This is a genomic window from Streptomyces sp. NPDC002403 (assembly GCF_053593015.1).
In genome coordinates, this window is record NZ_JBSFBQ010000012.1 from 145,536 (window position 1) to 161,741 (window position 16,206).

Sequence of the window (16,206 nt, forward strand, 5' to 3'; positions counted from 1 at the left end):
TGAGGGCCGGGTGTGCCTCCTCGTCCTCTGACCAGAAGAGGACGAGCTCTCCCGGCCCGATCGCCGCCGCCGCGGCCCCTGTCATTCCCGTCGGCCAGGGCGTGGAGCACGGATACGGACCCGTGCTCCGCGCCCTTCCCGGCGCTCCGGGCCCGTCACCCGGCCAGCAGGTCGTCCAGCGCGGCCTGCGCCGCGAGGGTGCTCGGGTGCTCCTCGCCCAGGACGCTCGCACGGTCCGCCCGAACCGCGCGCATCGCCTCGACGGCGGCGGCCACGTCCCCGAGCTGCGCGGTGACCAGGGCCCGTCCGTACGAGGTCGTGATCACCTCGGCGTGCAGGGGATTGCGGTAGCGCGCGAGCCGGTCCCGGTGGAGGTCGTCCAGCTCCGTCAGAGCGGTGGCGGGATCGCCCAGCTCGGCCTTCAGCATGGCCATGTTGTAACGGGAGATCAGCACAGTCGGATGGTCCGCGCCATTGACGCGCCGCTGGTCCTCGATCAGCGTCTCGTGCAGGGCCAACGCGCCGACGGGGTCCCCCAACTCCCAGGTGTAGCGGGCGATGTTCAGCCGCACCACCAGTGTGTTGGGGTGGTCCTCGCCACGGATGCGCGCCACGTCCGGAAGCAGGGACCGGTACGCGTCGAGCGACTCCTGGCGCCGTCCCGCCTCTCCCAGGAACTTGCAGATGTTCATCCGGCTGAAGACGACCTGCGGGTGCTCCGCGCCGAAGACGGCCAGCCGGTCGCGCAGCAGCTCGTCATGGAGGGCGAGCGCCTGGAGGGGGCGTCCGAGGACGCCGTGCCAGTACGCGACGTAGTGGCGGCTCTCCAGGACGTCCTGGTCCGTCGCACCGAGGACCCGTCGCTGGTGCTCCAGCAACTCCTCGTGCAGCCGCAGTCCGCCTGTCATGTCGCCGCCCCGGCCGGTCCAGTACGCGAGGTGATGCCGGGTGGCCAGGGTGCGCCGGTCGTCCGGGCCCAGGACCCGCGTCTGATCGGCGAGCACCTCGCGGTGCAGCTCGACCGCCGTGCGGAAGTCGCCGGTCTCGCCGGTCGCGTACGCGATCCGGTGCCGGGTCTCCAGCACGCCCGGGTCGTCCTCGGCCAGCACCCGCCGCTGGTCCTCCAGCAGTTCCTGGTGCAGTTCCCTGGAGCGCCGGTAGGAACCGGCCTTCCCCGTCCAGTAGGCGGCCCGCCCCCGTGCCCGGAGCACGAGGAGGGAGTCCGCCCCGAGCCGCTCCGCCAGGCGCTCCGCCCAGGCGGTCCACCGGTCGCGGTTGACCGTGGGCTCGGCGGCGGCACGCTGCTCCAGGCAGTCGAGCAGCCGCTCGTACAGGGCCGGTTCACGGATCGCGGCCTGCCACAGATGTTCCGGTTCGGCCTGTTCCGCGTAGGCGTGCGACGGGTCCTGGGGCGTGTGCCGGTCCATGGGAGCCATGATCTCCAACGCCCGGCACAACGCGCGATGGCCGCGGACCACATCGAGCGTCTCGGACAGGTACTCGACCAGGGTCTGGTGGTACGCCCCGAGCAGTTCGGCTCCCCCGGGAAGGTGTGCCCGCACGATCAGGCCCGGCAGCAGGTCCAGGATCTGGTCGAGCGCGCCCTCGCCATCCGGTCCGCCCAGGTCACCGGCCGCCCGGGCCAGCAGGGCCCGGGGCAGCTCGGCGCCGAGTCCGGAGGCCGCGAGTACGGCGAGAACGGCGTCGACCCACTCGCCCCGGCCCTGGGGCGCCGCGTCCCGGACCGGCAGGAGCACCCCCGCGTAGAGCTCCTGGTACGACACGCTGCCGGTGCGGGCCAGCGGGCCGAAGTCCGCGAGCAGGCGGGTGATCTCCCAGTTGCCGGCCGCCTGGCGGAGGATCTCCCGCCGAGTGTCAGCGGAATGGCTGTGGGCCTTCAGGTACGCGCTGAGCTGCCGCTCCCCCGCCACCGGCCGGACCGGCTCTCGGTGCCAGCCGTCCGGCAGACGCACCCCGTCCCGGCTGGTGACCACGAGGCCGAACCACGACGGGGCCGAGTCGCCGAGCGTGGCCAGCTCGCGCAGGACGCCGGCCCGGTTCGTGGGATGGACCTGGTCGAGTCCGTCCACGATCACCCGGACCGGCTCGCGCGGCTCCAGCAGGCCGAGCGGGCCGGCGATCCCGAACTCCGCGGTGCGCAGGGAACCCTGGTCGTCCGAGGACGCCTGCGCCCGGTACGTCCTCTCGGCCTCCGCGAAACCCGGCAGGTACTGGCGCAGCTGACCGGCGAGCTGTGTCATCGAGAGGCCGGAGCTCCAGGCCGGGTCCGAGAGCCGGACGACCGCGCAGACGGCCGGGGCCCCCTGCTCCTCAACCAGGCGAGCAGTGCGGTGCGTTGAGGAACTGACGGTGCCCGCCGTTCGTCCTGGCGGTGGAGCGACGGTGCGTACGTGGGCAGCACGGACGCGGAGTGGCGGGAGACGCATGGCTGAGCTGGTCATGGTGCACGGCATCGGTCCCGAGGACGAGACCGAGGAACAGCTGAGGACGGAGTGGGTGGGCGCGCTGACGCGCACCCTGCGCGCCCACGGCTGTCAGGAGCAGGCCGACCGACTCGACGAGGGATCGACATCGGTGGCCATGGCCCATTACCGCGGTCTCTTCGCGCCCTACGTCCCGCAGGACGACTGGGACGTGCCGTTCCCCGAAGGGATGGCGCTCACCGGCGGAGCGGTCGGCGAGAACATCATGGACAACATCCAGCGGCACGCCTCGGACCCGGCGGACAGCGCCGAAGCCGCCCGCGACCTGGCCGAACTGCGCGTGGAGGCCGGCCCCGAGCAGGGTCCGTACGCCCCGGTCAGGCTGGTCGTCGCCATGCTGGGGAGGCTCGGCCCGGTCGCCCGCTCCGGTTTCGCCGCGCTCAGCAGCACCGGCGTCTTCCATCTGGGTCAGGTGGCCGCCTACCTCGACGACGAGTCGGTACGCGAACGGGCGATCGAGTCGGTCCTGTCCCGGGTGACGGCGGACACCAGGGCGGTGATGGCGCACTCGCTCGGCACGGTCGTCGCCTACGAGGCCCTGCACCGGCTCGGCCGGCCGCTGCCGCTGCTCGTCACCTTCGGTTCGCCCCTGGGTCTGCGCTCGATCATCCGGGAACGGCTGCGTCCCCAGCCGCTGCGCACCCCGGACGGGCTCGAACGCTGGGTGAATGTCGCCGACCGCGACGACTACATCGTCTCCACCCTCCGGCTCAGGACGCTGTTCCCGGAGACGGATGACGTGCTGGAGCGCACGCACCTGGTGAAGAACGCCAACGTCGATCCCCATGCCGCGCTGGAATATCTCAAGCACTGGGAGACGGTGGCACCTCTCGCTCGGGTGCTCTGACCGCTCCGGGGGCGCGGTGTGCCCGTGGTCCCCGCCCCGGGAGCCCGGGGCGGGGACCACGGACCGGTCGGCGGGCCGTCAGGACGCCGCGAGCGGGCGGATCGCGGTCGGCGCGTGGGACGGCTCCGTCGCGATGTCCTCGAACTCGTTGACGGACGCGATGTCCGTTCCGCTCATCGCGATGTTCGTGACGCGCTCCAGGATCGCCTCGACCACCACCGGCACCCGGAACTCCGCGGCCAGCTTCTTCGCCTCCTCGAAGGCCGGCAGCAGCCGGTCCGGCTCGGTGACGCGGATCGCCTTGCAGCCCAGTCCCTCGACGACCTTGACGTGGTCGACGCCGTAGACGCCGATCTCCGGCGAGTTGAGGTTCTCGAACTCCAGATTGACCTGGAAGTCGATGTCGAAGTTGCGCTGGGCCTGGCGGATCAGCCCCAGGTAGGAGTTGTTCACCAGGACGTGGACGTACGGGATGCGGTGCTGCGCGCCGACCGCCAGCTCCTCCAGCATGAACTGGAAGTCGTAGTCGCCCGAGAGCGCGACGACGGAGCCGTCCGGGTCGGCCGTGGCGACGCCCAGCGCGGCCGGGATGGTCCAGCCGAGCGGGCCCGCCTGGCCGCAGTTGATCCAGTGGCGCGGCCGGTACACGTGCAGCATCTGCGCGCCGGCGATCTGGGACAGGCCGATCGTGGTGACGTACCGGGTCTCGGGGCCGAACGCCCGGTTCATCTCCTCGTACACCCGCTGCGGCTTCAGCGGCACGTTGTCGAAGTGGGTGCGCCGCTGGAGGGTCGCCCTGCGCTCCTGCGTGGACGCGGCCCACTCGGAGCGGTCCTTGAGCCGGCCGGCCGCCTTCAGCTCGCGCGCCACCTCGACGAACAGCTCCAGCGCCGCCTTGGCGTCGGAGGCGATGCCGAGGTCGGGGGCGAAGATCTTGCCGATCTGGGTGGGCTCGATGTCCACGTGGACGAAGGTGCGGCCCTGTGTGTAGACGTCCAGCCTGCCGGTGTGGCGGTTGGCCCAGCGGTTGCCGATGCCGAGGACGAAGTCGGACTCCAGGAAGTTCGCGTTGCCGTAGCGGTGCGAGGTCTGCAGGCCGACCATGCCCGCGTTCAGCTCGTGGTCGTCGGCGATGATGCCCCAGCCCATCAGGGTCGGGACGACCGGGACGCCGGTCAGTTCGGCGAACTCGACGAGGAGTCCGGATGCGTCGGCGTTGATGATGCCGCCGCCCGCGACGAGCAGCGGACGCTCGGAGGCGTTCAGCATCTCCAGGGCCCGCTCGATCTGCTTGCGGGTCGCGGCGGGCTTGTGCACCGGCAGCGGCTCGTACAGGTCGGGGTCGAACTCGATCTCGGTGAGCTGGACGTCGATGGGCAGATCGATGAGGACCGGGCCGGGACGGCCGGTGCGCATCAGGTGGAAGGCCCGCTGGAAGATGCCGGGGACCTGGGCGGCTTCGAGGACGGTCGTCGCGGCCTTGGTGACGGGCGCCGCGATCGAGGCGATGTCGACCGCCTGGAAGTCCTCCTTGTGGAGCACGGCGGTCGGGGCCTGGCCGGTGATGCAGAGGATCGGGATGGAGTCGGCGATGGCGGAGTACAGGCCGGTGATCATGTCGGTGCCGGCCGGTCCCGAGGTACCGATGCAGACGCCGATGTTCCCCGGGCGTGCCCGGGTGTATCCCTCCGCCATGTGGGAGGCGCCCTCGACGTGACGGGCGAGCGTGTGATGAACCCCGCCGGAGGCCTTGAGGGCCGCGTAGAAGGGGTTGATCGCCGCGCCCGGCACACCGAACGCGTTGCTGACGCCTTCGCGCTTGAGGATCTCAACTGCCGCTCGGGCAGCGGTCATTCGAGGCATTGAGTGCTCCTGCTCGGACCTGGTGGATTCGGGCTCTGTCGCGCCACCTGAGAGCGCCAATTCCGTATTACGGAAATTTGATTCTGTTATACGGAAGTCAATCTAAAGCGAGCCCCGGCGACCGTCAAGAGACGGCGCACCCGGCCGCCGGTCGGGCCCTGGTGCGCGCGCCGGTCCACGAAGTACGCCAACTCCCTCCCCGGGACCTCCCGCTTGGTGGACGATGGGGGTTTGGAGCGGAGCCGGAGGGCGATCATGGTGGAGTCGGTGCCGGTACGCTGCCCGGCCTGCGGCCGCGACCACGCGTACAGCCCGCCTTCCTACCCCTGCCCGTGCGGGGCGCCGACCGCCCCGCCCGTGCTGCGCGGCGCCCCGCTCGCCCCGGTCACCCACCGCACCTGGAACGACGACTGGGTGGCGGTGCGCTGTCCCGCCTGCGGGCGGCTGGACCAGTGGCCGCAGCCGGAGCTGTGCTGCCCGTGCGGCACGGTGCTGCGCGTCCCGGTCCGGCCCGCGGCGGACGGCGGCGGCCCCGCACCCGAGGACGGCTCCCGGCCCGCCGGACCCTCGCACATCCCGCTGCCGCGCACGGCACCGGCGCCCCGGCCCGCGTTCCCGGCCGTCGCCATCCACAGCACGGGCGACGCGCTCGCGACCGCGGCCCGCTATCTGAGCTGGCTGGGCTACCACGACGTGGTGCGGCCCCCGGAGCCCTCGCCCGCCCGGATAGACCTGCGGGCCGCCGGGCTGGTGGCCCGGGTCGACACGGCCACCCGCCCGACCACCCCGCGCGATGTCGAGTGCCTCTGGCTCCACGCGCTCAGCGCCTCGGTCACCGGCGTCCTCTTCTCGCTCCCGGGGTACGCGCCGGACGCCGCGGCGCGCGCGGACGGTCTGGGCATGCCGCTCTTCGCGCTGGATCCGGCGGGAACGCCGCGGCCGGTCAACAGCCCGGCCGACGAGCTGCTCAGCACCGGCGCCTGAGCGGCGCCCCGGAGCGACATACTGGCCGTATGCGCATCCGTACCGCCCGCCGCACCGACCTTCCGCTGCTCCAGGACATCGAGCGCGCCGCCGGCGAACCGTTCCGCACCCTGGGCATGTCCGTGATCGCGGACGACGACCCGCCGCCGCTCGGCCTGCTGGAGGAGTACCGCCGGGGCGGCCGCGCCTGGGTGGCCGCGGACCCCGAGGACCACCCGGTCGGCTATCTGATCGCGGACCGGGTCGACGGCGCGGCCCACATCGAGCAGGTCTCCGTGCATCCGTCCGCCGCACGGCGCGGCATCGGCAGCACGCTCATCGACCACCTCGCCGGCTGGGCGGGCGAACAGGGGCTGGGCGCGCTGACGCTCACGACCTTCTCCCACGTCCCCTGGAACGCGGCGTACTACGCCCGCCTCGGCTTCCGCACCCTCGACGAATCCGAACTCACCGACGGGCTGCGGAAGATCAGGGCGCAGGAGGCCGAACACGGCCTGGACCACTGGCCGAGGGTCTGCATGCGACGCGAAGTCCCGCACACCGGGCACCCCCGGCAGCTCACCGGAGCCGACCGGCAACAGTGAGTGCAATCGGTCACGTTCGGGCCAGGGGGCCACAAATGTTCGGCCGCTGTCAGTGGCGGGCCTTAAGGTTGTGGTCATGGCTTTAACTCCACGGCACACCCCATCCCGTACCCGGCCGCGCACGTCCCGGCCGGTACCCCCGTCCGCCGCCCGGGCGAACGAGGCGATACGGGCGTTCGTGGACGCGCAGGCCGGCCAGGACTGGTCCTCCGTGGAGTCCGCCGCCTACGAGGTGCTGCTGCTCGAATGGGCGGCCGCGACCCGGGGCGCCACCGGCGACATCATCGAGGCCGCCTGACGACGCCCGGGGCGATCGGGTCCTACTGCCCGTAGCCCTCCCGCAGTTCGATCTTCCGGACCTTCCCGCTGACCGTCATCGGGAAGGCCTCCAGGATCCGCAGCTGCCGGGGGATCTTGTAGTGCGCCAGCTGCTCGCGGCAGAAGGCCGTCACCTCGTCCAGGGTCGGCGGGTCCGCCGCGTCCCTCGGGATGACACAGGCCAGGATCTCCTCACCGTAGGTGTCGTCCGGTACGCCCACCACCTGCACATCGGCGATCTTCGGGTGGCCGTAGAGGAATTCCTCGATCTCCCGCGGATAGACGTTCTCGCCACCGCGGATGATCATGTCCTTGATCCGGCCGACTATCTGTACGTATCCGTCCTCGCGCATCACCGCGAGGTCGCCGGTGTGCATCCAGCGGCCGGCGTCCAAGACCTCGGCGGTCCGCTCCGGCTGCTCCCAGTAGCCCAGCATCACGCTGTAGCCACGGGTGCGGAGTTCGCCCGGCACGCCGCGCTCCAGGGTCACCCCGGTCACCGGGTCGACGACCTTGACCTCGATGTGCGGCATCACGCGGCCGACGGTGCCGGTGCGGCGCTCCAGGTCGTCGTCGCGGCGGGTCTGGGTGGAGACCGGCGAGGTCTCCGTCATGCCGTAGCAGATCGACACCTCGTCCATGTGCATCTCGGCGACGACCCGCTTCATCACCTCGACCGGGCAGGGCGATCCGGCCATGATGCCGGTGCGCAGCGAGGAGAGGTCGTACGCGGCGAAGTCGGGGAGGTTCAGTTCCGCGATGAACATGGTCGGGACGCCGTAGAGCGAGGTGCAGCGCTCCTGCTGCACGGCGGCGAGCACGGTGGCGGCCTCGAAGGCGGGGGCCGGGATCACGATGCAGGCACCGTGCGAGGTGGCGCCCAGGTTCCCCATGACCATGCCGAAGCAGTGGTAGAAGGGGACGGGCAGACAGATCCGGTCCTGTTCCGTGTAGGCGACCTGCTCCCCCACGAAGTACCCGTTGTTGAGGATGTTGTGGTGGGAGAGGGTGGCGCCCTTGGGGAAGCCGGTGGTGCCGGAGGTGTACTGGATGTTGATCGGGTCGTCGCAGGACAGTTCGGCTTCCCGCGCGGCGAGCTGTTCCCGCGTCACCGATCCGGCGGCGGCCAGCAGTTCCTCCCAGGACGGGTCGCCGATGTAGTGCACGGCGCGCAGCGCGGGGCAGTCGGCGCGGACCTGGCCGACCAGGGCGCGGTAGTCGCTGGTGCGGTGCGCGAGCGAGGAGACCAGGAGCGAGATCCCGGCCTGCTTCAGTACGTACGCCAGCTCGTGCGACCGGTACGCCGGGTTGATGTTGACCATCACGGCTCCGATGCGGGCGGTGGCGTACTGCACGAGCACCCACTCCGGGCAGTTGACCGCCCAGATGCCGACCCGGTCCCCCTTGGCCACGCCCGATGCCATCAGGGCGCGGGCCAGCTCGTCGACCGCCGTACCGAATTCGGTGTAGGTCCAGCGCCGCCCCGACGCGACGTCCACGAGCGCCTCGCGGTCGCCGAACGCCTCGATCGCGCGGTCCAGATTGCGTCCGATGGTGTCGCCGAGCAGGGGCGTGGTGCCGGTGCCGTGCGCGTAGGAGAGCTCGCTCATCGCAGATCACCCTCGTCGTACTCGGTGCCGGCGCCCTGGGCGGTGCGCTCGCGCAGTTCGATGCGGCGGATCTTGCCGGAGACGGTCTTGGGCAGCTCGGCGAACTCCAGTTTGCGGACCCGCTTGTACGGGGCGAGGACCGACCGGGAGTGCTCGAACAGCGCCTTCGCCGTGTCCGGGCCGGGCTCCCAGCCCTCCGCGAGCACGATGTACGCCTTGGGGACGGCGAGCCGGACCGGGTCGGGGGCGGGGACGACGGCGGCCTCGGCGACCGCCTCGTGCTCCAGCAGGGCGCTCTCCAGCTCGAACGGCGAGATCTTGTAGTCGGAGGCCTTGAACACGTCGTCGGCGCGGCCGACATAGGTGATGTAGCCGTCCGCGTCGCGCGAGCCGATGTCGCCGGTGCGGTAGTAGCCGCCGGCCATGGCCTCGGCCGTGCGGTCCGGGTCGCCGTGGTAGCCGGTCATCAGGCCGACCGGGCGGCCGGACAGATCGAGGGAGATCTCGCCCTCGGCCGCGCCGGGCTCACCGGTGACCGGGTCCAGGAGCTCGACCTTGAAGCCGGGGCTGGGCCGCCCCATCGAACCGGCCTTCAGCAGCTGGCCCGGGGTGTTGGCGACCTGGACGGCGGTCTCGGTCTGGCCGAAGCCGTCCCGGATGGTGACCCCCCAGGTGCGCCGCACCGTCTCGATGACCTCCGGGTTCAGCGGCTCACCGGCCGCGACGACCTCGCGCGGCGGGGTCTTCAGCTGGGAGAGGTCGGCCTGGATCAGCATCCGCCAGACGGTGGGCGGGGCACAGAAGCTGGTGACGCCCGAGCGGTCCATCTCGGCCATCAGCCGGCCCGCGTCGAAGCGGGTGTAGTTGAAGATGAAGACGGTCGCCTCGGCGCTCCAGGGCGCGAAGAGGTTCGACCAGGCGTGCTTGGCCCAGCCGGGCGAGGAGATGTTGAGGTGGACGTCCCCGGGCTTGAGGCCGATCCAGTACATCGTCGACAAGTGGCCCACGGGGTAGGAGACATGGGTGTGCTCGACGAGCTTGGGGCTGGCGGTCGTGCCGGAGGTGAAGTAGAGCATCAGCGGCTCGTCGGCGTCGGTCTCCCGGTCCGCCGCGAAGGTCTCCGGCTGCTCGTCGGCCCCGGCGTACGACAGCCAGCCGGGCACCTCCGCGCCGACGGCGAACCGGGAGTAGCCGCCGGGCACCTCGTCGAACTTCGCGGCGTCGGTGTCCCGGACCAGGACGTGCCGGACGCGGCCGCGCTCCACCCGGTCGCGCAGGTCGACCGGGCCGAGCAGCGGGGTGGCGGGGATGACCACGGCGCGCAGCTTCATCGCGGCGAGGGCGGTCTCCCACAGCTCGACCTGGTTGCCGAGCATGACGAGGATGCGGTCCCCGGCGCGCACGCCCTGGGCGCGCAGCCAGTTCGCGGCCTGGTTGGACCGGGCGGACATCCGGGCGAAGGAGACCTCGGTGCGGCCGCCGTCCTCCTCCACGATGTGCAGGGCGGTGCGGTCGTTGTTCTCCGCGATGACGTCGAACCAGTCGAGTGCCCAGTTGAAATGGTCGGTCCTGGGCCAGCTGAAGCCCTCGTAGGCCGCGTGGTAGTCCTCGCGGTGCTTCAGCAGAAAGTCCCGGGCGGCCCGGAACGTCTCCGTCGCGCTGGTTGCCGACATGTGCCCTCCTCATTGCGGACCGGACCGGTCACTTAACATCATGTAAACAGTGACCCAGGTCTCACCACCCCCGAACGGGGGTGCTGCGAGGGGAGCCGGGCAGGGAGGCGTCAGGGTGCCGGAATCCGTCGATGCGGTCGAGATGCAGACAGCGCTATTGCGGCTGCGCCGGACCAGTGGGCTGCCGGTGGCCTTCGGCGGGCTGCTCGCCGATGCCCGGCATGCCCGGATCGCCGAGCTGAACGGGGCGCAGACCACCGCCCTGCGCGGGCTCGTCATCTCGGCGGGCAGCGGGCTCGGCGGCAAGGCGATCGCGCTGTCCCGGCCGTGCGCGGTGACCGACTACCACTCCTCGCGCCACATCAGCCACGAGTACGACCTGGCGGTCGCGGCGGAGGGCCTGCGCTCGGTGGTCGCGGTCCCCGTCGTGGTGCGGCGCAAGGTGCGCGGGGTGGTGTACGGGGCGCTGCGCGAGCCGATCACGCTCGGGGACCGTACGTTCGACGCGGCGGTCGCCGCCGCCCGCGATGTGGAGCAGGCCCTGGTGGTGCGGGACGAGGTGCAGCAGCTGCTGGCGGTGACCCGGGATCAGGTCACCGATCCGAGGGCGGCACCGGAGGCGTGGGAGGACGTCCGCGAGGCCCACCGCGAGCTGCGGGCCCTGGTCCCGAAGGTCGTCGACCCGGCGTTGCGGGACGAGCTGCTCGCGGTGTGCGGGCGGCTCGCCTCGGCGGCCGGGACCCGTTCGCCGAAGCCCTGCGAGGTGCAGCTGGCACCGCGCGAGCTGGATGTGCTGGCCTGCGTGGCGGCGGGAGCGACGAACGCGGTGGCGGCGGAGCGGCTCGGGGTGCGGCCGGAGACGGTGAAGGGCTATCTGCGTTCGGCGATGCGCAAGCTGGGGGCGCACACCCGCCTGGAGGCGGTGGTGGCGGCCCGGCGCGCGGGGCTGCTGCCGTAGTAGGGCCTCTCGCTCCTCCCCGAAGGTCGGTGGGGGCTCACTCCCCGAAGTCGACGAAGGCCGCGAACCGGATGTCGTGGCCGTCGGTGCCTCCTGCTGCCGTCCCCATGACCGAGAGCATCCGTACGGCCTCCTCCGTGACCGCGTCGCGCTCCGCCCGGCCGAGCCCGCCCAGCGGCTGCACGGTGAGCGACACCGACCCGGGACCCGGGCGTCCGTCGCCGTCGCCCAGCCGCCAGACCGCCGCGAGGAACCCGTCGACGAGCACCGTGCCGTACGCCTGGTTGCCGTTGCCGTTGCGCCCGTGGAACCGCGGCGGGATCACGCGGGTGCGGTCGGCGTGGCCGAGCAGCACATTGTCGAACTCGGGCAGGAAGCGCGGCGGGGCCGGGGTGTCCTCGTCCGGGCGCGGCGCGTCCGGCAGGTCGAAGAGTTCGGCCCCGTTCTCGTCCCGGAAGGTGACCAGCTCCGGCCGCAGCCGCTCGAACACCTCCCGCAGCCGGGTCAGCCCGGCCCACGTCTGCATGTCCTTCACCGAGGCCGGCCCGAAGGCAGCGAGATAGCGCAGCACCGCGGCGTCGGGCGCGGGAACCGGCGCGGACGGGGCGCCCAGCCAGTGCTCGGCGGTGGTCAGCGCGACCCGGCCGCTCCTCCCCCACACCCCGCGCGGGGTCACCTGGACCAGCGGCAGCAGGCAGCGGGCGGCCACGCCCAGGGCCTGCGGGTCGGCGTCCGGCCACTCGGCGAGCAGCTCCTCGCGGATCTCCTTGGGCGTGCGGGGCCGCTCCTCGACGAAGGTCCTGCTCATCGAGGTGAGCCGGTCCAGGTCCACCCCGACCAGCCCCCTGCGGAAGATGTTGAGCTCCCGGTCGCGCGCCGCCTGGACGAGCGGACGCAGGGTGAGCGCGTCGGCGGCGGTGTGCGTATGGATGGTGGACCGCAGCGTGACGATACGGACCACCTCGCGGGACTCCATCAGCCCGGCGAGCTCCGCCGGATCGAAGCCGTCGAGGCGGGCGCAGAGCTGGTAGTAGGGCGGCTTGGTGTTCTGTGCCTGGAGGCCGACCAGGTGCTCCACGGCGTCCTTCGCGGACATCGCGGTCCGGCGCAGCAGCAGCTGGCGCTCCAGCGTGGCGCGGTTCAGGGCGCGGCGGGAGAGCACGGCGGGTGCGGCGGGGTTCCTGGTGACGGCCATGGACGCACGCTACGTGCCGTCGCGGACAGCTTCGGTCCGCATCGGGAATCGGGCCCGGTCCGTACCGGGAGTCGGGCCCCGGTCGTTTCGGGAATCGGGCCCGGTCCGTACGCCCCGCCATGCCGCCGTGGCGCGGGACCCGGGATCGCGGGGCGACCGCCCGCATCATGGGGCGGTGATCAGCGTCCTGTTCGCCGTCCTCACCGCGCTCAGCAACGGCACCGCCTCCGTGCTCCAGCGCCGGGCCGCCCGCACCGTCCCCGAGAGCGAGGCGATGCGTCTGTCGCTGATCGGGCATCTGCTGCGCCAGCGGATGTGGCTCGCCGGGATCGGCCTGGTGGTGGTCGCGGCCGTCTGCCAGGCCGTGGCGCTGGCCACCGGACCGATCGCCGTGGTCCAGCCGATCTTCGTCATCGAACTGCCCGCCACCCTGCTGATGGCGGCGTTCGTGATGCGCGTCCGGCTGCCCCGGCGGGTCTGGTACGGGGTGGTGGCCGTGACCGTCGGGCTGGCCCTGGGCATGGCCTCGGCGGCCCCCGGCGGCGGCAGCACCTCCGTGCAGTGGGCGGCCTGGGTCCCCGCGCTGATCCTGACCGGACTCTTCGAGGCCGCTCTGATCGCCGCGGCCCTGAAGAGCCGCGGCAACACCCGGGGCGCGCTGCTCGGCCTCGCCGCCGCCTGCGGGTACGCCCTGACGGCGGCGCTCATGAAGGACGCCATGGCACGGCTCGAAGGGGGCGGTGGAGCGGTGGCACTGATGACGTCCTGGCAGCTCTACGCCACCGCGGCGGCCGGCGTGGGCGCGCTGTTCCTGCTCCAGAACGCCCTCCAGGCGGGCACACTGGTCGCCGTCCAGCCGATGCTGACCCTCGGGGACGCGCTGATCAGCGTGGCGTACGGGGTGACGCTGTTCGGCGAGGAGCTGCGTACCGGCTGGTGGGTGCTGCCCGAGCTGGTCGCGCTCGTCCTCATCGCGGCCGGCTGCGTGGAACTGGCCCGTTCCCCGCTGGCGGCCGGGAACGCCGCCCCGCCCGCACGCCGGGTCAGGTGAGCCGGCCCGGTCCGGGTAGGGGTGACTTGCTCCCGACCGGGTCGCGCCACCCCTCGCTCGACGCTATTCTCCGGTCGAGCCATGTGTGGCGTACGGGCAAGGGGCCCGGTTCTTCTTCTGGGGGTCGGTGTGGTTTCTGGTCGTGTGGTGCGGTTCGACGGAGCTCGGGGATACGGCTTCATCGCGCCCGAACACGGGGGTGAGGACGTCTTCCTCCATGTGAACGACATGCTGATCCCCGAGTCCTACGTACACACGGGTACGGCGGTCGAGTTCGAGATCGAGGACGGTGACCGCGGGCTGAAGGCGTCGTCCGTCCGGCTCGCCGAAGGGCCCGACGGGAAGCCACTGACCCCTCCGAGGACCATCACCGTTTCCGGAGGACCGGACGACGACACCCTGTGCGATGTGCTCAGCGCGGCCGAGTACACCAGGGACGTGACCGACGTGCTGCTGGAGTCCGCACCGTCGCTGACGGGTGCGCAGATCCTCCAGATCCGGCGCGGGCTGCTGCAGTTCGCCAAGAACCACGGCTGGACCGAGGGCTGAGCACCCCGGGGGTACTGAGGCTCCGGAGCCGGGCCGGCCGCCTGTTCAGCCGCTCGGCTCCCGCACCACCAGCGGGGTGCCGAGGACCTGGTGTCCGCCGCTGGCCAGCATGCGCACCTCGCCCCGGTCGCTGATCTCCGCGCGCACGATTCCGGTCTCGTCCTCGTAGATCGGGAAGCCGCCGGCTCCCGACTGTTCCGTGCGCCGGACGGTCACCGTGTCGTCCTCCACGGCGGACGCCTGAAATACCAACTGGTAGCTCTCCGGGTAATCCATGGCCGTTCTCCGATGCGGATGGGGCGGGGCATGTTCCTCCCGCACCTTCCATGGTCCCCCCGACCGGCCCTCGGCGCCCGAGCAGCGGCCCACGGCTGCGGACTCATGCCCGGCCCACTTATCCTGAACCCATACGGGCGGTTCAACAGCACTCGGGTGCATACCGCATGAATAGCCCCCTTTCTCCCGAGTCGTGTGCGCGGCATGCACGCCCGGGATCCCCGAGACCGGGAAGGGACACACCATGATGGATGCCGACAGGGGAGACGATGTCTACCAGCCCCAGCAGCCGGAGGCCTCGGACCTCGCCGAGCAGCTCGACGTCCAGGACACCCTGGACAACCGGGGGCTGACCGACGCACTCGACGAGGGCTACTCCCCGCCCGAGCGCCCATGGGCGGTGGAGGACCGGGGCACCACCGCCGCCGAACAGCACGACGGCGAGTCGCTGGACGGCCGCCTGGCCCGTGAACTCCCCGACTCCCCCGAAGCCGACGGGAACGGCGACGGCGTGGGGGATCTGCCCGGCGGTGACGGCGAGCTCTGGGACGCGGAGGTCGGTACGGTGCGCGCCGGCCGGCTCACCCGGCAGCTGGACATCGACGAGCCGGACACCATGGCGGGCGAGGACGTCGGGATCGACGGGGCCGGCGCATCCGCCGAGGAGGCGGCCATGCACGTGGTGTCGGACGGCCAGGTCTGAGACGACGGACCCCGGCACCGGTCGCACGGCCCCGCGCGAACCGCCCCGCCCCGCCCGAACCATGACTTCCGAGGTAATCGACGCCTTTGACTCCGTCGGACATCGTGTTCCTCACGAGCCCACGAGGGCCCGGCCCGAAGGCCGGGACGCGAGGAGAGGAACAGCCCGATGACCGCATACGAGAACGCCGTGCAGCAGTACTTCGCCGCCTGGAACGCGACCGCCTCCGAGGAGCTGGAGAAGGCCGTCGCCGCCGCCTTCACCGAGGACGCCACGTACACCGACCCGCTGGCCGATGTGAGCGGTCACGAGGAGCTCGCGGCTGTGATCGGCGGCGTCCACCAGCAGTTCCCCGGCTTCGAGTTCCGGATCACCGGCGCGCCGGACGGGCACCACGACCTCGTGCGCTTCAGCTGGGAACTGGTCTCCACCGCCGACGGTTCGGCGCCCGTCGCCGGGTCGGACGTGGCCACCCTCGCCGAGGACGGACGCATCTCCTCGGTCAGCGGCTTCCTCGACCGGGTCCCCGGCGCCTGAAGGTCCGCCGGGATGCCTGGGGCGGGACCCGGCACCACCCGCCTCAGGCCGGCTCGTCGAGGAACCTGCCGCCCTCCAGAAGGGTCTTGAGCGTCGAGAGGATCGCCACCCAGCCGCCGCTGACGCCCTCCAGCATCCTGCTGTCGGGGCTGTCGAACCCGTCATGGGTGAGCGTCAGTTTGATTCCCAGCTCGGGTTCCTCGGCCGGCTCGATGTCGAAGGCGACCTTCGACCGTTCCTGCACGGCCCTGTCCCACTCCTCGTCCGAGGCGAAGTCGAACATCTGGCGGTGCATGGGCTGGAGGGTGTGCCAGGTGTACGAGAGCCGCCTGCCGGGCTCCGCCTCCAGGACCCGCTGGCCGACCTCCTCGAACTCGCCGTCCGGGTCCATCTTCCAGCGGACCGGTGCGCCGGGTTCCCAGGTCGATTCGGGGCCGTAACCGCCCATGTAGATCTTGATGAGCTCGGCGTCGGTCAGCGCGTGGTAGAGCTTCTCGGCACTGGTCTGGATGTAGAGGGCGTAGACGAACTCGGGCCTGTCCATGACGGTTCCT

16 protein-coding genes are annotated in these 16,206 nt (G+C 71.8%); 9 read left to right on the forward strand and 7 right to left on the reverse strand.

Annotation, left to right across the window (positions count from 1 at the left end; translation table 11 throughout):
- Positions 1–155: 155 nt before the first annotated feature.
- Positions 156–2,261 (reverse strand): tetratricopeptide repeat protein, encoded by a 2,106-nt coding sequence (locus tag ACWCPY_RS16475; RefSeq protein WP_451265445.1) that lies wholly within the window; start codon positions 2,259–2,261, stop codon positions 156–158.
- A gap of 184 nt (positions 2,262–2,445) precedes the next feature.
- On the opposite strand from ACWCPY_RS16475, the gene ACWCPY_RS16480 reads away from it, so the two are divergent.
- Positions 2,446–3,351, forward strand: coding sequence for a hypothetical protein (locus ACWCPY_RS16480; protein ID WP_451265447.1), 906 nt, complete (start codon positions 2,446–2,448; stop codon positions 3,349–3,351).
- A gap of 78 nt (positions 3,352–3,429) precedes the next feature.
- On the opposite strand, the gene gcl is transcribed toward ACWCPY_RS16480, so the two are convergent.
- Entirely contained in the window at positions 3,430–5,205 is a 1,776-nt protein-coding gene (gcl, locus tag ACWCPY_RS16485) for a glyoxylate carboligase (protein WP_451265449.1), read from the reverse strand.
- Between the two features lie 267 nt (positions 5,206–5,472).
- Here gcl and ACWCPY_RS16490 point away from each other — a divergent pair, with 267 nt between their 5' ends.
- The 3 genes from ACWCPY_RS16490 (at position 5,473) to ACWCPY_RS16500 (ending at position 7,080) form a co-directional block, all read left to right on the forward strand.
- On the forward strand, positions 5,473–6,198 hold the full coding sequence (locus ACWCPY_RS16490) for a hypothetical protein (protein ID WP_451265526.1): 726 nt from the start codon (positions 5,473–5,475) through the stop codon (positions 6,196–6,198).
- Positions 6,199–6,227: 29 nt separating this feature from the next.
- On the forward strand, positions 6,228–6,782 hold the full coding sequence (locus ACWCPY_RS16495) for a GNAT family N-acetyltransferase (RefSeq protein WP_451265451.1): 555 nt from the start codon (positions 6,228–6,230) through the stop codon (positions 6,780–6,782).
- A gap of 76 nt (positions 6,783–6,858) precedes the next feature.
- On the forward strand, positions 6,859–7,080 hold the full coding sequence (locus tag ACWCPY_RS16500) for a hypothetical protein (protein WP_451265453.1): 222 nt from the start codon (positions 6,859–6,861) through the stop codon (positions 7,078–7,080).
- A gap of 22 nt (positions 7,081–7,102) precedes the next feature.
- Here the strand turns inward: ACWCPY_RS16500 and ACWCPY_RS16505 are convergent, their stop codons facing one another.
- Together ACWCPY_RS16505 and ACWCPY_RS16510 are read right to left on the reverse strand one after the other, a co-directional pair.
- Entirely contained in the window at positions 7,103–8,710 is a 1,608-nt protein-coding gene (locus ACWCPY_RS16505; RefSeq protein WP_451265455.1) for an AMP-binding protein, read from the reverse strand.
- Positions 8,707–10,383, reverse strand: coding sequence for an AMP-binding protein (locus ACWCPY_RS16510; RefSeq protein ID WP_451265457.1), 1,677 nt, complete (start codon positions 10,381–10,383; stop codon positions 8,707–8,709). The genes ACWCPY_RS16505 and ACWCPY_RS16510 overlap by 4 nt, the downstream gene beginning before the upstream one ends.
- Before the next feature lie 115 nt (positions 10,384–10,498).
- On the opposite strand from ACWCPY_RS16510, the gene ACWCPY_RS16515 reads away from it, so the two are divergent.
- The gene (locus tag ACWCPY_RS16515) at positions 10,499–11,341 is read left to right on the forward strand and encodes a response regulator transcription factor (RefSeq protein WP_451265459.1); all 843 of its coding nucleotides are present in this window, start codon (positions 10,499–10,501) and stop codon (positions 11,339–11,341) included.
- A gap of 37 nt (positions 11,342–11,378) precedes the next feature.
- Here ACWCPY_RS16515 and ACWCPY_RS16520 read toward each other — a convergent pair whose 3' ends face one another.
- A complete protein-coding gene (locus ACWCPY_RS16520) occupies positions 11,379–12,536 on the reverse strand; it encodes a winged helix DNA-binding domain-containing protein (protein WP_451265461.1) in 1,158 nt (385 codons plus the stop codon).
- A gap of 175 nt (positions 12,537–12,711) precedes the next feature.
- Here ACWCPY_RS16520 and ACWCPY_RS16525 point away from each other — a divergent pair, with 175 nt between their 5' ends.
- Positions 12,712–13,587, forward strand: a complete 876-nt coding sequence (locus tag ACWCPY_RS16525) for a DMT family transporter (protein ID WP_451265463.1) — start codon at positions 12,712–12,714, stop codon at positions 13,585–13,587.
- A gap of 129 nt (positions 13,588–13,716) precedes the next feature.
- Positions 13,717–14,136 carry a cold-shock protein gene (locus ACWCPY_RS16530; RefSeq protein WP_451265465.1) on the forward strand — a complete coding sequence of 140 codons (420 nt, stop codon included), beginning with the start codon at positions 13,717–13,719 and terminating at the stop codon, positions 14,134–14,136.
- Between the two features lie 45 nt (positions 14,137–14,181).
- On the opposite strand, the gene ACWCPY_RS16535 is transcribed toward ACWCPY_RS16530, so the two are convergent.
- Complete coding sequence (locus ACWCPY_RS16535) at positions 14,182–14,412, reverse strand: DUF6296 family protein (protein ID WP_093541995.1); 231 nt, start codon at positions 14,410–14,412, stop codon at positions 14,182–14,184.
- A gap of 244 nt (positions 14,413–14,656) precedes the next feature.
- Between ACWCPY_RS16535 and ACWCPY_RS16540 the strand changes: the two genes are divergently transcribed.
- Both ACWCPY_RS16540 and ACWCPY_RS16545 read left to right on the forward strand, forming a co-directional pair.
- On the forward strand, positions 14,657–15,115 hold the full coding sequence (locus ACWCPY_RS16540) for a DUF5709 domain-containing protein (RefSeq protein ID WP_451265467.1): 459 nt from the start codon (positions 14,657–14,659) through the stop codon (positions 15,113–15,115).
- A 168-nt stretch (positions 15,116–15,283) separates the two neighbouring features.
- Complete coding sequence (locus tag ACWCPY_RS16545) at positions 15,284–15,652, forward strand: nuclear transport factor 2 family protein (RefSeq protein ID WP_451265469.1); 369 nt, start codon at positions 15,284–15,286, stop codon at positions 15,650–15,652.
- Between the two features lie 43 nt (positions 15,653–15,695).
- Here the strand turns inward: ACWCPY_RS16545 and ACWCPY_RS16550 are convergent, their stop codons facing one another.
- Complete coding sequence (locus ACWCPY_RS16550) at positions 15,696–16,196, reverse strand: SRPBCC family protein (RefSeq protein ID WP_451265471.1); 501 nt, start codon at positions 16,194–16,196, stop codon at positions 15,696–15,698.
- Between the last annotated feature and the right edge of the window lie 10 nt (positions 16,197–16,206).